At 72.0% G+C, this 14,495-nt stretch carries 12 protein-coding genes; 3 read left to right on the forward strand and 9 right to left on the reverse strand.

From position 1 onward, the window contains the following. Window positions 1–22: 22 nt before the first annotated feature. Window positions 23–514, reverse strand: coding sequence for a PH domain-containing protein (locus tag FF36_RS16895; RefSeq protein ID WP_044886057.1), 492 nt, complete (start codon window positions 512–514; stop codon window positions 23–25). Window positions 515–719: 205 nt separating this feature from the next. Here FF36_RS16895 and FF36_RS16900 point away from each other — a divergent pair, with 205 nt between their 5' ends. Further along, window positions 720–2,624 carry a glycoside hydrolase family 15 protein gene (locus tag FF36_RS16900; RefSeq protein ID WP_044886058.1) on the forward strand — a complete coding sequence of 635 codons (1,905 nt, stop codon included), beginning with the start codon at window positions 720–722 and terminating at the stop codon, window positions 2,622–2,624. Between the two features lie 67 nt (window positions 2,625–2,691). Beyond that, window positions 2,692–3,060, forward strand: coding sequence for a hypothetical protein (locus FF36_RS16905; protein WP_044886059.1), 369 nt, complete (start codon window positions 2,692–2,694; stop codon window positions 3,058–3,060). Window positions 3,061–3,073: 13 nt separating this feature from the next. On the opposite strand, the gene FF36_RS16910 is transcribed toward FF36_RS16905, so the two are convergent. Both FF36_RS16910 and FF36_RS16915 read right to left on the reverse strand, forming a co-directional pair. Then, the gene (locus FF36_RS16910; RefSeq protein WP_044886060.1) at window positions 3,074–3,472 is read right to left on the reverse strand and encodes a RidA family protein; all 399 of its coding nucleotides are present in this window, start codon (window positions 3,470–3,472) and stop codon (window positions 3,074–3,076) included. Window positions 3,473–3,614: 142 nt separating this feature from the next. Then, the gene (locus FF36_RS16915) at window positions 3,615–3,875 is read right to left on the reverse strand and encodes a cell division protein CrgA (protein ID WP_044886061.1); all 261 of its coding nucleotides are present in this window, start codon (window positions 3,873–3,875) and stop codon (window positions 3,615–3,617) included. 453 nt (window positions 3,876–4,328) lie between these two features. Here FF36_RS16915 and FF36_RS16920 point away from each other — a divergent pair, with 453 nt between their 5' ends. Next, window positions 4,329–5,201 (forward strand): DUF881 domain-containing protein, encoded by an 873-nt coding sequence (locus FF36_RS16920; protein WP_422615097.1) that lies wholly within the window; start codon window positions 4,329–4,331, stop codon window positions 5,199–5,201. 46 nt (window positions 5,202–5,247) lie between these two features. Here the strand turns inward: FF36_RS16920 and FF36_RS16925 are convergent, their stop codons facing one another. From FF36_RS16925 to FF36_RS16950, 6 genes are all read right to left on the reverse strand, one after another. Next, a complete protein-coding gene (locus FF36_RS16925) occupies window positions 5,248–6,687 on the reverse strand; it encodes an HNH endonuclease (protein WP_370657200.1) in 1,440 nt (479 codons plus the stop codon). Window positions 6,688–7,115: 428 nt separating this feature from the next. Beyond that, window positions 7,116–7,766: an aminodeoxychorismate/anthranilate synthase component II gene (locus FF36_RS16930; RefSeq protein ID WP_044886101.1), complete on the reverse strand. Its 651-nt coding sequence runs from the start codon at window positions 7,764–7,766 to the stop codon at window positions 7,116–7,118. 46 nt (window positions 7,767–7,812) lie between these two features. Then, entirely contained in the window at window positions 7,813–9,906 is a 2,094-nt protein-coding gene (gene pknB, locus FF36_RS16935) for a Stk1 family PASTA domain-containing Ser/Thr kinase (RefSeq protein ID WP_052681182.1), read from the reverse strand. Continuing rightward, window positions 9,903–11,558, reverse strand: coding sequence for a serine/threonine-protein kinase (locus FF36_RS16940; RefSeq protein WP_044886063.1), 1,656 nt, complete (start codon window positions 11,556–11,558; stop codon window positions 9,903–9,905). Before FF36_RS16940 ends, pknB begins: the two co-directional genes overlap by 4 nt. Beyond that, window positions 11,555–13,000 carry a peptidoglycan D,D-transpeptidase FtsI family protein gene (locus FF36_RS16945; RefSeq protein WP_044886064.1) on the reverse strand — a complete coding sequence of 482 codons (1,446 nt, stop codon included), beginning with the start codon at window positions 12,998–13,000 and terminating at the stop codon, window positions 11,555–11,557. The genes FF36_RS16940 and FF36_RS16945 overlap by 4 nt, the downstream gene beginning before the upstream one ends. Beyond that, complete coding sequence (locus tag FF36_RS16950; protein WP_044886065.1) at window positions 12,997–14,493, reverse strand: FtsW/RodA/SpoVE family cell cycle protein; 1,497 nt, start codon at window positions 14,491–14,493, stop codon at window positions 12,997–12,999. Before FF36_RS16950 ends, FF36_RS16945 begins: the two co-directional genes overlap by 4 nt. Window positions 14,494–14,495 lie beyond the last annotated feature (2 nt).

Consider the following 14,495-nt stretch of genomic DNA (forward strand, 5'->3'; position numbering starts at 1 on the left):
AGCCCGCCTCGGCCGTGGCTGGTCAGCCCAGCCGGAGTCGGATCTCCTCGACGTGCTCGGCGACCGGGCCGGGATCGGTGCCGAGCTGGCGGCGGGTGAGCAGGATCGGGCCGTCGATCGTCTCCACCTCGAGGGTGCGCAGGTGCACCGCGCGCCGATTGTGGGTGAGGGTACCGGCGCGCACCCGGAGCACCGCCGCCCAGGGCAGGTGCCGGCGGCGCAGGCCATCGACGAGGTCGAGCCCGGCGGGGGAGACCCGCAGGGTCGGCCGGGCGAGCAGGTCGCGCAGCGTCAGCACCCACAGGCCGGCGGCGAGTACCCCGACGAGCAGCCGGCCGGCGGCGTCGAGCGAGCCGACCCGCTGCGCCAGCGGACCGACGGCGGCCACCAGCGCCGCCGCCGTGCCGGCGAGGGCGTAGAGCCCGACCCGCCACAGCGGCGGCGACCATGCGGCGGACGTCGGCGGATGGTCGGCGCCGGGCGGTTCCCCGGACCCGGTGGGTTGCGTGGTCACGCCACCACGCAACCACATCCCGCCCAGGCGGCCGCGGTCGGCGCGGGCGATGGAGATCGGCGCCGAGTTGCCAGGTGGCCGAGGTGCTTGCACCATGCTGAGTAGCGGCTACTATTCGCTATCTCATCAACACTCATTGTATTGACCTCGGTGAGGTGGCGATGGCGTGAGAGATGCCGTGGCAGATCGTGATCAGGGGGTACGGGTGGCACATTCGCCGGTGCGACGCAGCGGGGGCAGTCCGTTCCCGCCGATCGCCGAGTACGGATTCCTGTCCGACTGCGAGACGACGTGCCTGGTGGCCCCCAGCGGGAACGTCGAGTGGATGTGCGTGCCGCGGCCGGACGCGCCCAGCGTCTTCGGCTCGGTGCTGGACCGCTCGGCGGGTGGCTTCCGGTTCGGCCCCGACCGCACGCAGATCCCGGCCGGGCGCCGCTACCTGCCCGGGACGAACATTCTGGAGACGACCTGGCAGACGCCGAACGGCTGGCTCATCGTCACCGACTGCCTGGTCGTCGGCCGCTGGCATCGCACCCACAAGCGTTCCAACACCCACCGGCGGACCCCCAGCGACTGGGACGCCGACCACGTGCTGCTGCGCCTCGCCCGCTGCGAGCACGGCTCGGTCGACCTCAGCCTCGTCTGCGAGCCGAACTTCGACTACGGCCGCCAGGCGGAGTCCTGGGAGTACGAGGAGGACGACTACTCCTCCGGGGTGATCTCCAACAGCGGAAGCAACATCACCCTGCGGCTGCGCACCGACCTCCGGCTGGGCTTCGATGGTCGGCGCGCCCTGGCCCGCACCTCCCTGCGGGAGGGCGACACGGCGTTCGTCGCCCTGACCTGGCGCCCTGAGGAGCCGCTGCTGCCGGACACCTACCTGCAGGCCTGTGGCGCGGTGGACCGCACGACCGAGTTCTGGCGGCAGTGGCTCTCGCGCGGGATGTTCCCCGACCATCCCTGGCGGCGTCACCTGCAGCGCAGCGCCCTGGCCCTGAAGGGGCTGACCTACGCGCCGACCGGCGCACTGCTGGCCGCAGCCACCACCTCGCTGCCGGAGACGCCACGCGGCGAGCGGAACTGGGACTACCGGTACAGCTGGCTGCGGGACTCCACCTTCGCGCTGTGGGGCCTGTACACCCTGGGCCTGGACTACGAGGCCAACGACTTCTTCTCGTTCATCGCCGACGTCGCGGAGCACGAGGAGGACATCCAGGTGATGTACCGGGTCGGCGGTGAACCGAGGATCGACGAGGAGATCCTCGGTCACCTTTCCGGCTACGAGGGGGCCTCGCCGGTCCGGGTCGGCAACGCCGCCGCGCTGCAACGCCAGCACGACGTGTGGGGTGTCGTGCTGGACTCGGTCTACCTGCACACCAAGTCACGCGACTATCTCTCCGAGCGGTTGTGGCCGGTGCTGGTGCGTCTCGTCGAGGCCGCCGCGGCGCACTGGCAGGAGCCCGACCGCGGGATGTGGGAGGTTCGCGGGGCGCCGCAGCACTTCACCGTGTCGAAGATGATGTGCTGGGTGGCGCTGGACCGCGGCCGCCGGCTTGCGCAGATGCGCGGCGACGCGAAGACAGCCGTGCGGTGGAAGGCGATTGCCGAGGAGATCCACGCGGAGGTCTGTGACTCCGGCGTCGACCACCGCGGCGTGTTCACCCAGTACTACGGGTCGAAGGCGCTGGACGCCTCGCTGCTGCTGATCCCGCTGCTGGGATTCCTGCCCGCGTCGGACGAACGCGTGAAGGCGACCGTGCTCGCGATCGCCGACGAGCTGACCGAGGACGGCCTGGTGCTGCGCTACCGCACCGGGGAGACCGACGACGGCGTCGCCGGGGAGGAGGGCGCCTTCCTGATCTGTTCGTTCTGGCTGGTGTCGGCACTGGTCGAGATCGGCGAGCTGGCCCGGGCCCGCCAGCTCTGCGAGCGGCTGCTGAGCCTGGCCAGCCCGCTGGACCTCTACGCGGAGGAGATCGATCCGAACAGCGGCCGCCACCTCGGGAACTTCCCGCAGGCGTTCACCCACCTCGCGTTGATCAACGCCGTGATGTACGTGATCCGGGCCGAGGACGCCGAGGCGTACGCCCGCCCGTCCCCATCCACCTGAGTCTCGGCCACCTGAGCCTCGGCCGTATTCGCGGCGTCGATGGTGGTTGTGGCACTAACGTGGGGGCGTGGCAAGCCTGGAAGTCAAGGACAAGCGGGTCGAGGTCGTCATGAGCGGGTTGGAGCGGCTCGGCGCGCTACGCGGCGATGTCTCTGTGTCCCTCGACGAAATCCTCGACGTCCGCCCGGCACCGGAACCGTTCACCGAGCTCTGCGGCTGGCGGCTGCCGGGAACCGGAATCCCGCGCGTGATCGCCCTCGGCACGTGGCGCTCCCGGGACGGCAAGGCCTTCGCCGCCGTCTACCGGGGGCGGCCGGCGGTCGTCGTCGAGGTCCGGCCGGGCGGGGAGTTCCGTCGGCTGATCATCGGTGCCGACGACGCCGACGACGCCGAGGGCACCGTGTCCCGGCTGCGTGCCGCGGTCCTCGCCCGCTGACACAACCGAAGCCCTACCCAATCCCGATTGTCGCCTCGGCTTCCACCTCGACGACCCAACGCTGGTCGAGCAGGCCGGCGACCACGACCATGGTGGCGGCCGGACGGATCGCCGCGAACAGCTCCCGGTGGACCGCGCCCACCGCCGCGGCGTGCTGCGCGCCGGTGAGGAACATGCGGGTGCGGGTGACGTCGTGCAGGCTCGCCCCGGCCTGCGTCAGCGCGGCGCCGATGAGCTCGAAGCAGCGCCGGGCCTGCGCCTGCGCCTGCGCGTCCGCGGCCACCGTTCCGTCCGGCCAGACGGGGCCCGTACCACTGACGAACACCCGGTCACCGACCCGGACAGCCCGGGAGAACCCGATGGTTGCCTCGAAGGGGGACGTTCCGGCGATGAGTTGACGATCGGTACGCATGCGGTCGCTTTTCGTCAGTGACGTGCGGGGGTGGATATCCACACTTGTGGACAACGGTTGTGGATAAATGACACCGCTGGAAGTCCGGCCGAGCGAGTCCGGGGCACCGGCCGGAACGACCGCCGGCTCGACAGATATCCGGCTAGCGCCACTGGGTCGACACGGCGAGACCGATGACGACAAAGCCGAACCCAATGAGGATGTTCCAGCCGCCCAACCCCTCCATTCCCAGCACGCCGCCGTTGGAGAAGTAGTACACGAGCAGGTAGGCGATCCCGATGAGGAAGAAGGCCAGGATGAGCCCGCCGAACCAGGGCGGTGACGGCGGCCTGCTGCGGCGGGTCTGGTTGGCGTTGACGCTCGGCGTCGGCTTCTTCGGCTTGCGACGTCGTGACTCGGGCACTGCGGGACTCCTCGGCTGGCCGTGCGTGGACGAGCGGCGACCGCCGCCGCCCTCCCGGTTCGGCGGGTGGCGGTCCCGCGCTGGGCAACAGGTTAGACGGCGGGCAGCAGGTAAACGGCGGGCAGCAGGTTAGACGGCGGGCAACAGGTTAGACGGCGGGACTGTGGACACACCGGCTGCGTACCGACGTGCGGGATTCTCTCCCGGCGACCGGAGCCCGGCGATCGCCGCGACGTGGCATCGCGGGTGTCGCCGGCCGCGTAGCCTGCGGCAAGAGGCGATACCACCGACGCGGCGGACGGATCGCCTGGCCGGGCCACTGGTGGCGTGTCCGTGCGCCGCCGACCGACGATCCGCCGACATGCGGACGCGCCGCCCGCCCGGCGCGTCGGAGAGGCCGACGCCATGGTGGGTTGGGCGTGCAGCGGGCGTCGAATGGCGAGCGTGAGCCGGGTGTTCCGCGCAGGTCGGGCGGTCGGGGTCGGGCGAATGGTCGGCGGGCGGGCGGAGCGCCGGCGAGCTCGGCGGCTGACGGCGATCGGGCTGGTGTGCTGCCTCGGCCTGCTGGCCGGGACAGCCGCCGCCAGCGCCGGACCCTTCGCCGATCCGGACGGACTGCGTGACTCCCCGGCCGCGGTCGCCTTGGGGCCCGGCGGCATCGCCGAGGTCGTGGGGAACGAGTCGGAGCGGGTCGCCGCGCGGCGCGACGCGGTGGCCGAGGAATCCCGTCGGCCCGTGGCAGCCGTCGCGACCGACTCGACCGCGACCGACTCGACCGCGACCGACTCGACGATGGAGCCGGGCAGGTCGCTGCGAGCCGGCGAGGGGCCGGCCGCGGGACTGGCGGAGGCCGCCGGGCTGGCGCCGGTGCACGGGCCGGCGCTGACCGTGCAGCTCGACGACGCGCCGCGCGAGAACCGCCGCGGTCCGTATCCGGCGGGGATCCCTGCTCCGGGGCCGGACGACCTGGTCGTGCACCAGCAGGACGTGCAGGCGGTCGTGAACGCGCTCTGGGCCGGCGGTGCCGAGGCGATGACGATTATGGATCGGCGGGTCACCGCCCTGACGGCCGTCCGGTGCGTGGGCAACACGCTGCTGTTGCATGGGGAGGTCTTCTCACCGCCGTTCCGGATCACCGCGATCGGCGGCGCCGCCGCCCTGCACGCGGCGCTTCGTGACAGCCCGCAGATCGCGATCTACCAGCAGTACGTCGCCGCCTACCGGCTGGGCTACCGCGTCGACGAGGTCGCGGACGTCAGGATGCCCGCCTACGACGGGTCGTTGACCCTCGCCCGCCCGGGCAACTCGGCGGGCCGGGCGGACTGAGCCGGTTCGACGTGCCGGTTCGACGTGCCGGTTATCAGAGTGTGGGTTATCGGACCGTGCGGCTGAGGATGGCGTGGAGGGAGTCGTCGTAGCTGAGTCGGCCGCCGTCGCGGGTGTGGATGGCGGCGGGGTCGATGTGGCGGGTGGCGCGGGCGAGGATGCCGGCGGGGTCGGGTCCGGCCAGGACGGGTGGGGCGGGTGTGAGGGTGCGGCCGTCGGAGGGGTGTGCGGTGACGGTGCCGTCGTCGGTCCGGCGGAGGCTGATGTTGTCCTCGTGGATGGCGCGGTGATGCGCGGAGCAGAGCAGGAGCAGCCGGTCGATGTCGGTGTCACCCCCGCGGATCCACCACGACAGGTGGTGAATCTGCAACCAGCGGGTGTGTCCGCAGCCGGGGTACTGGCAGCGGCCCTGGTCACGGGCGTAGACGGCGTCGCGCAGCCGCGGGCCGGGCTGGCGCTGCCGGCGGCCGAGGTGCAGGGGGTTGCCCTCGGGGTCGGTGAGCAGCGCGCGGATCAGCCCGTCGCAGCCGAGGCGTTCCACGACCTGCGGCGGCAACCCGATCCCGCCGTCGATCTGCGCCCAGGCCCCGATCCCGATCCGCGGCACCCCCAGCAGCCCCGCGACGCCCTCCGCCGTCGCGTCGCCCGAGCCTCCGTCGCCGACCGCAGCGCTGTCCTGCGGGCCCACAGCCGGGGAGGCGTCGGCGGTCGGAGTGTCGCCGGTGGGGCGGGTGGTCAGGTGCACGGTGAGGGTGTGACCAGGGGTCGTCAGACCGGGAGCGGACCGGTCGAGGAAACCGTCGGCCAACGCGATCAGCGCGTCGGCGTCGCGTTGGCGATCCCGCGCGGTCACCACACTCTCCCCATCAGCGGGCAGCTCGCCCGACCCGGCATCACCCGACCCTGCGTCGTCCGACCCTGCGTCGCCGGTCGTGGCCTCGGTGGAGCCGAGGGGGGTGGTGTCGTCGAGACTGGCCCGGGCCGCGTCCAGGGCGGCGATCAGCTGGGCGCCCTCGTCTGCGGACAGGACCGCCTGCAGGCAGAGCATGCCGTCGTCGTCGAACCGCCACGACAACCGCCGCGAGGCCCGCCGCACCTTCTGATCCCCTCGGGCCTGCCGGTAGGACCGCACCAGCCGTTCCACCTGCCCCGCGGTGCAGAACCGGGCATGCGACAACCACACCTGCTCCGTCGACGCGTCCGCGACCCGGGTCACCGCCCGCACCTTCGAATACGACAACGTCCCCGCCGCGAACGCCGCCCGAATCGCCGGCAGACCCTCCAACGCACGCGCGGTCGCCACGTACTCCCGGGCCGTGCGCAGACCAAGACCACACCGCCACGCCAACCAGTGCGCGCACGATCCCATCCCGATCCCCGACCAGCCCTCACGCCGATCGAACGCGGCCAACGCCACCAACCAGCCACACGTCGCCGCCGCGATCCGCCCCGCCCATCGGCACACCACCTCCTCCACCTCCCCCAACGAAGCAGTCTCCACATCCACCCCCACCAGGGCAGACACGGCAGACGAAGCAGACGCAGCGGGGGGCAGAGGGAACGCGGGAACCGCACTCATCATGATCACCGGGCCAGGGGTGTCGTCGGTCATCGGACCCGAGCATCGTCCCACCCACCACCGACAGGAACCCGACCAAGATCAACTGGGGTGGGGCCGCCCACCCCGCAACCACGGACCCAAAACCTCGGCGTGAAACCAAAGCCGACAGACGAGCTGACACAAGCCGACAGACGAGCCGGCACACCGAAAGACGGTCACGGTGTTCGGCGGAACCCGAACCGGCCCGGCGCCGATGCCGGACCCCGGCCCGGACCCGGACCCGGACCGGGACCGGGACCCGACAGCGAGGTTCCGCGGAACCCACACCCGCACACGGCGACCTACCGGCCGGCTCAGGCGAAGGCGGCAGCCCGCAGCGTCTCCACCTCGGCGGACAGCTCGGGTGCCAGCCGGCGTGCGGCGCCACCGTCGCCGCACTGATCGAGCCAGCGGGCGAGGATCAGGTGGCCGCCCTGGGTCAGCACCGACTCGGGGTGGAACTGCACGCCCTCGAGCGGCAGCTCGCGGTGGCGCAGCGACATCACCACGCCGCTGTCGGTCCGGCCGGTCACCTCGATCTCGGCCGGCAGGGTGCTCTCCTCCACGGCGAGCGAGTGGTAGCGGGTCGCGATGAACGGCGACGGCAGGTCCGCGAGGACGCCGACGCGGTCGTGGTGGACCTGGGAGGTCTTGCCGTGCAGCAGCTCCGGCGCGCGGTCGACCGTCGCCCCGAACGCGACGCCGATCGCCTGGTGCCCCAGGCACACCCCGAGCAGGGGGGTGCCGCGCCGGGCGCACTCGCGCACCATCGGGATGCTCACTCCGGCCGCCTCGGGCGTGCCCGGCCCCGGGGACAGCAGCACGCCGTCGACGCCGAGGTCGCCGAGTTCCGCCGGCGTGATCTCGTCGTTGCGGCGCACCACGCACTCGGTGTCGAGCTGGCCGAGGTACTGGACGAGGTTGAAGACGAACGAGTCGTAGTTGTCGACCACCAGGATCCGCATCAGCACGCCACCTCCGGCGAGTTCGGGGCGAGTTCGATCATCGAGCTCACCCGTTCCCGTTCTGCGCCGCGCCGCCACCCGGGCCGGCGCCGGTGCCTGCGGCGCCCCCGCCGCGGTTGGCCGCCCCGCCGTTGCCGGCGGACAGGCCGAGCAGGCCTGTGCGGCTCGGGGTCGGGTTCGGCTGGGTCTGGGTGGCCGCCGGGCTCGGGCTGGTGGTGTCCGGCTGCTCGGTCGGCTGCTGGTCGGTCGGCGGGGTCTGGGTGGGGCTCGGCGGCGGGGTGGTCTGGATCTGCGCGGCGACCGAGAGCTGGACCGTCGATCCCCGCGGGACGTTCCCTCCGGAGGGCTGCTGGTCGACCACGGTGCCGGGGGCCACGTTGTTGTTCGCCACCGACTGCTGGGTCGCCTGCAGGCCGTAGCGGCCGAGCTCGGCGACGGCGTTCTCGTAGGAGCGGTTGCGCACGTCGGGCACGTTGACGTTGGAGCTGACCACGTTCAGGGTGACGGTGGCGCCGGGCCTGACGGCGGAGCCCACCTGCGGGTCGGTGCTGTCGACAGTGCCGGGCTTGTGGCTGGTCGCGTTCGCGTAGGGCACCGAGCTCGGCACCAGGCCGAGCCCGCGCAGCTCCGCCTCCGCGGTCGCCTGCGACTTGCCGACGAGGTCGGCCGGGATTGTGACGTCGCCGGCGGCCTTGCCGATCGACAGCGTGATCACGCCGTTGATGTCGACCTGCTTGCCCTCGGCCGGGTCGACCTTGGTGACCCGGCCGGCCATGTCCGGCGCATCGACTGAGGTGATCTCCACGCGCCCGGTGAAACCGGCGCTCTGGAGCCGGGCCTTGGCCTGCTGCTCGTTCTGGCCGGTGAGGCCGCTCGGTACGGTGAACGACTTGGCCGCCTGGTTGCCGTCGCCGCCGCCGAGGAAGGTGGTCGCGAGCAGGACCACCGCAACGAACACGACGACGATGCTCAGGCCGGCGAGGACGTACTTCAACGTCTGGGACCGCTGCTGGTCCGGCACCGCCCGGCGATCGATGGCGCCGGTGACGTCGTACCGGTCGAACGGACCGGTGCCGAACCGGCCGTCGTCGTAGGAATCGTCGCGGTAGGAGGTCGCCTCGTCGCCGTAGCGGTCGTCGGGGTAGCGGTCCCGGGTCGGGTAGCCCGCCCGGTCGCCCCGGCCGAGCAGCGCGGTGCCGGCGGTGGCGGCGGGGCCGAGGGTGGTGGCGGCACCGCTGGCGCCACCACCTCCCATCATGGCCTGCACCCGGCGTCCCGCCAACGCCCGTTCCAGATCGTCGCGCATCTCACCCGCGGTGAGGTAGCGGTCGTCCGGGTCCTTCTCCATCGCCTTCAGCACGATCGCGTCGGCCTCGGGGGAGATGTCGCGGTCGTGTGCGGACGGCGGGTCCGGATCCTCCCGGACGTGCTGGTAGGCGACCGCCACCGGGTTGTCCCCGCGGAACGGCGGGGAGCCGGTGAGCAGCTCGTAGAGCAGCACCCCGGTGGTGTAGACGTCGCTGCGGGCGTCGACGCGGGCGCCGCGGGCCTGCTCCGGGGACAGGTACTGGGCGGTGCCGATCACGGCCGCCGTCGCCGTCATCGTCGAGGACGTCGCGGTGGTGGCGCGGGCGATGCCGAAGTCCATCACCTTGACCGAACCGTCCGGGCTGAGCATCACGTTCGCCGGCTTGATGTCCCGGTGGATGATCCCCATCCGGTGGCTGTAGTCCAGCGCGGCGCAGACGTCGGAGGTGATCTCCATGGCGCGGCGCTCGGTGAACCGGCCCTCGGCCTGCAGCGCGTCGCGCAGAGTCCGGCCCTCGATGAACTCCATGACGATGTACGGGATGTGGTTGCCGTTGATGACGTCCTCGCCGGTGTCGTACACCGAGACGATCGCCGGATGGTTCAGGGCGGCCGAGGACTGCGCCTCGCGCCGGAACCGGGCGAGGAAGGTGGGGTCGCGGGCGAGGTCCGAACGCAGCGTCTTGATCGCGACCTCGCGCCCGAGTCGGATGTCGCGGCCGCGGAAGACCTCGGCCATCCCGCCGTAGCCGATGCCTGCGCCCAGCTCGTAGCGGCCACCGATGAGCTGCGGCGCCGCGTCGGGCGTGTACATCTCCGTCGCGTCGGTCACCAATACTCCCCTGCCGTCGCCCCTCCCGCGTCGGAGAGCGCCGACCCGGCGTTGCCGCTGACGATTTCATCACCGAATGCGTGCGCGTACACCACACCTGGTGGTGTGGCCGCCGAGTTCGATTCGGAGCCCTTGCTGGAGAACAGCTTGTTGGTCACGAAGGCGGTGATGGCGACCGTCAGGACCAAAAGAATGATCAGGACCGGTAGTGGCATCGGCCGCCGGGCCGCCGGACCGGATCGGCGCCGGGCCGCCCGCCCTGGCCGGGCCGCGTCCGGCTCGCCGGGGCCTGCCGGGCCGCCCGGTGGGCGGGACCACGACGGGGGACCCGGTCGGTAGAGCGTGCCCGGGTCGCGGCTGTCGCCGCGGTCGCCCGCCCGATAGCCCTGCTCCCCGTAGCCCTGCTCCCCGTAGGCGGTCTCGGCACCGTAGGCGGTCTGCTCGCCGCGATAGCCGGGGTATCCCGTGTCGGGACCGAACGACGGGCTGTGCATCGCCGTCGCGGGCAGCTCGGCGGCGCCGTGCGGGGGGCCGGCCGGACCGCCGGGCACGGCCTGGGTGTGGTCCGACCCGGCGCCGGTCCGGCCCGGCCCGCTGGTCCGCCCCATGGTCGACGGTGGGGGAGTGACCCAGGAGGGCGGCCGGTTGCGGGAGGTGGGCCGGCGGCCGGCGGGCCCCGAGGGGGGCAGGCCCGGGCCTGGGCCGGGGTGGCGCGCGGTCGCGTCCGGCGTGTCGCCCGGACCCGGCCAGCGACCGGTGTCCGGGCTCCACAGGCTGCGCCGGATGCCCGCGGCGGAACGGGCGAACGCGCCCGCGGAACTGGGCCGGCGCGCCGGGTCCTTGGCCATGGCCGACTCGACCAGGGCTCGCACCTGGTAGGGGATGTCGGCGGGTAGCGGGGGCGGGGTGTCCTGCTGGTGGGCCATGACCACGACGATCGGGTTGCGGTCGTCGAAGGGCCGCCGGCCGGCGAGGCACTCGTACGCGACGACGCCGAGGGAGTAGACGTCGCTGGCCGGCGTCACCGGTCGCCCCGACGCCTGCTCGGGTGAGACGTAGTACGCCGTGCCCATCATGATGCCGGTGGCGGTCAGCGGGGCGGCGTCCACCGCGCGGGCGATGCCGAAGTCGGTGACCTTGACCGCGCCGTCCGGGCGCAGCAGCAGGTTGCCGGGCTTGACGTCGCGGTGGACGACGCCGAGGGCGTGGGCGGCCTGCAGCGCGTCGGCGGCCTGGCCGAGGATGTCCAGCATCCGTTCGGGCGACAGCCGCTTCTCCCGGTGCAGCGCGGCCGACAGCGGCTCGCCCTCCACCAGCTCCATCACCAGGTAGGCGGTGGGGTAGTCGTCCGCGGTGGCGACCTCGCCATAGTCGTAGACCGAGGCGACCCCGGGGTGCGACAGCCGGGCGGCGTGGCGGGCCTCGCCGCGGAAGCGCACCAGGAACGACTCGTCGCTGGCGTACTCCGGGCGCAGCAGTTTCACCGCGACGGGGCGGCCGAGGGTCTGGTCGAGGCCCCGCCAGACCTCGCCCATGCCGCCCGCGGCGATCCGGCCGTCGAGCCGGTAGCGGTTGTCCAGGACGGTGTTCGGCGAGGCGGCGCCCGCGAACGGCTGCGACGGTGAGGTGGGGTTACCCGGCGAGTTGTTCATGGTGTGTCCAATGCGGCCTGCATGACCTGTTTCGCGACGGGGGCGGCAATGGCACCACCGGTGCCGACCTCACCCCCGCCGTCCTCGACGATGACGGCGACCGCCACCTTCGGCGCGTCTGACGGGGCGAACCCGACGAACCAGGCGTGCGGCAGCTCGCCCGTGCCGTGTTCCGCGGTTCCGGTCTTCCCTGCGACGGAGACGCCGTCGATGCGCGCCTTGCGGCCCGTTCCCGACGTCACCACGCTCTCCATCATGGTCGTGAGTTCGGCGGCGACGTCGCTGCTCACCGGCTTGCCGAGTTCCTTGGGATCGGTCCGGCTGATCGTCTTCTTGTCCGGGCCGCGCAGCTCGGAGACGAGGTAGGGCTTCATCTCGGTGCCACCGTTGGCGATCGCCGCGACCACCTCCGCCATCTGTAGGGGCGTGACCCGGACGTTGTACTGGCCGATCGCCGACTGCGCCGTCTGCGCGCCGTCGAGCTTGGTCGGGAACACGCTGCGGGCCTGCTGCAACGGGAAGTCGGGGAAGGTCGAGTTCAGGCCGAACGCCTCGGCCTGCTGGCGCAGCGTCTCGGCGCCGAGATTGATGCCGAGCTGCGCGAAGGCGGTGTTACAGGAGATTGTCAGCGCGTGGGTGAGGGTATCGGTCTCACCGTCGCCGCACCGCTCGCCGCCGAAGTTCGGCAGCCGCACCGTGCTCAGCGGCAACGCGAGCTCGTCGGGCGCCGGCACGCGGTCGTCCGGGTGGCGGCCGTGCGACAGCGCCGCCGCGGCGGTGATGAGCTTGAACGTCGAACCCGGTGGATAGGTCTGCTGCGTCGCCCGGTTCAGCAGCGGCTGGGCCGGGTCGCCGGAGAGCACCCCGTAGGCGCCCGTCGCCGTCTTCTCGGTGTGGCTGGCCAGCGGGCTCGGGTCGTAGGACGGGCTGGTCACCATCGCCAGGATGGCGCCGGTGGACGGGTCCAACGCGACCACGGCGCCCTTACGGTTGCCCAGCGCCTGCGCGGCGGCCTGCTGGACCGCGGGCAGGATCGTGGTGACCACGGAGCCGCCGCGGCGCTGCTTGTTGGTGAAAAGCCCGGTCACCCGGCTGGCCAGCAGCCGGTCGTCGTCGCCGGAGAGGAACACGTCCTGGGAGCGCTCCAGCCCGGCGGCGGTGAACAGCGTGTAGTAGCCCGTGATGTCGGAGTAGAGCGTCCCGGCCGGGTACTGCCGCTGGAACTTGTACTGGTCGTTCGACGGAGTCGACCGGGCGATCTCCACGTCTCCCGCCAGGATCGTCCCGCGTTCGCGTTCGAGCCGTTCGGTGATCTGGCGGCCGTTGGTCGGTTGGGTCTTGAGGTCACTGGCCTCGCCGACCTGCAGCCAGTTGGCGTTCACCAGCAGCGCGGCGAACAGGACCAGACAGGCGACGGCGACCTTGCGCACCGGGCGGTTCATGTCGTCTTCACCACCTGGGTGGGGCTGTCGGCGACCGCGCCCGGATCGAACAGCGGGGCGTCCGACGCCGGCTCGGGCGCACGGCGTGCGCTGTCGCTGACCCGCAACAGCAACGCGATGATCGCGGCGTTGGCCACGATGGACGACCCACCATAGGAGACGAACGGCAGGGTGAGCCCGGTCAGTGGGATGAGTCGCATCACCCCGCCGACCTGCACGAACACCTGGAGCGCCAGGGTGAACGACAGCCCGGTCGCCAGCAGCTTGCCGAAGGGGTCCTTCGCCCCGAGGGCGGCGCGCATGCCACGCAGCACGATCAGCGCGTACATCGTCAGGATGGCCATCACCCCGGTGAGTCCCAGCTCCTCGCCGAGGCTGGCCATGATGAAGTCGGTGTTGGCGAACGGCACCTTCTGCGGATGGCCCTCGCCGAGGCCGGTGCCGGTCATCCCGCCGGCCGCAAAGCCGTACAGACCCTGCACGAGCTGGTAGGAGGTGCTCGACGGGTTGTCGCCGTCGAAGGCGTGCAACCAGCCGTCGACGCGGACCTGGACGTGGCTGAACATGCTGTGCGCGAGCACGGCACCGATCATGAACAGCACGAACCCGATCAGGAACCACGACGCCCGCTCGGTGGCCACGTAGAGCACGACCATGAACATGCCGAAGAACAGCAGTGAGGAGCCGAGGTCGTTCTGCACGACCAGGATGCCGAGGCTCGCCAGCCACGCCATCAGGACCGGTCCGAGGTCGCGGGCGCGCGGCAGCTTCACCCCGAGCACGGACCGCGACGCCAGGGACAGCACGTCCCGCTTGTTCTCCAGGTAGCCGGCGAAGAAGATCAGAATGATGATCTTCGAGACCTCGCTGGGCTGGAACGAGAACGGCCCGACCCGCAACCAGAGCCGGGCGCCGTTGATGGAGGTGCCGATGCCCGGCACGATGGGCAGCAGCAGGCCGACGATGCCGACCAGTCCGGCCGTGTAGGCATAGCGGGCAAGGTTGCGATGGTCGCGCACCAGCGCCAGCACCAGGACGAAGACGATGACCGCCAGCAGCGTCCAGACGAGCTGCACCTGCGCGGCGCTGGGCGGGATGTGGGTGCCGGCCTGCTTGGCCGCCTGGCTCTTGGCCAGGTCCAGTCGATAGATCATGACCAGGCCGAGGCCGTTGAGGGCGACGACGACCGGCAGTAGCACCGGATCGGCGGCCGGCGCGAACCGGCGGACCGCGAGGTGCGCCAGCGCCCACAGGCAGAAGAAGCCCAGGCCGATCGAGAAGATGCCGAGCGAGAGCTCGCCGATGTCGGCGAAGGTCAGTGCGGCCAGCGCGCTGGTCGCCAGCACCCCGGCGAAGACCAGCAGGACGAGCTCACGGCGGCGGTACGGCGGCAGGTCGGTGCCCTGTGGCAGCGGCAGGCCGGCGAACGTCGCGGTGAGGTCCGCCGACCTCGGCCTGCGCAGCGGAGGAAGGGGTATCGGCGGGCGGGTCATCG

Origin of the sequence: Frankia torreyi, from assembly GCF_000948395.1 — a bacterium.
Lineage (GTDB): Bacteria > Actinomycetota > Actinomycetes > Frankiales > Frankiaceae > Frankia > Frankia torreyi.

Excerpts from the sequence above, each read along its gene's own strand:
- FF36_RS16930 (WP_044886101.1), bottom strand. The coding sequence starts at position 7,766 with ATGCGGATCCTGGTGGTCGACAACTACGACTCGTTCGTCTTCAACCTC.
- FF36_RS16945 (WP_044886064.1), bottom strand. The coding sequence starts at position 13,000 with ATGAACCGCCCGGTGCGCAAGGTCGCCGTCGCCTGTCTGGTCCTGTTC.
- FF36_RS16950 (WP_044886065.1), bottom strand. The coding sequence starts at position 14,493 with ATGACCCGCCCGCCGATACCCCTTCCTCCGCTGCGCAGGCCGAGGTCG.
- FF36_RS16910 (WP_044886060.1), bottom strand. The coding sequence starts at position 3,472 with ATGCGTACCGATCGTCAACTCATCGCCGGAACGTCCCCCTTCGAGGCA.
- FF36_RS16940 (WP_044886063.1), bottom strand. The coding sequence starts at position 11,558 with ATGAACAACTCGCCGGGTAACCCCACCTCACCGTCGCAGCCGTTCGCG.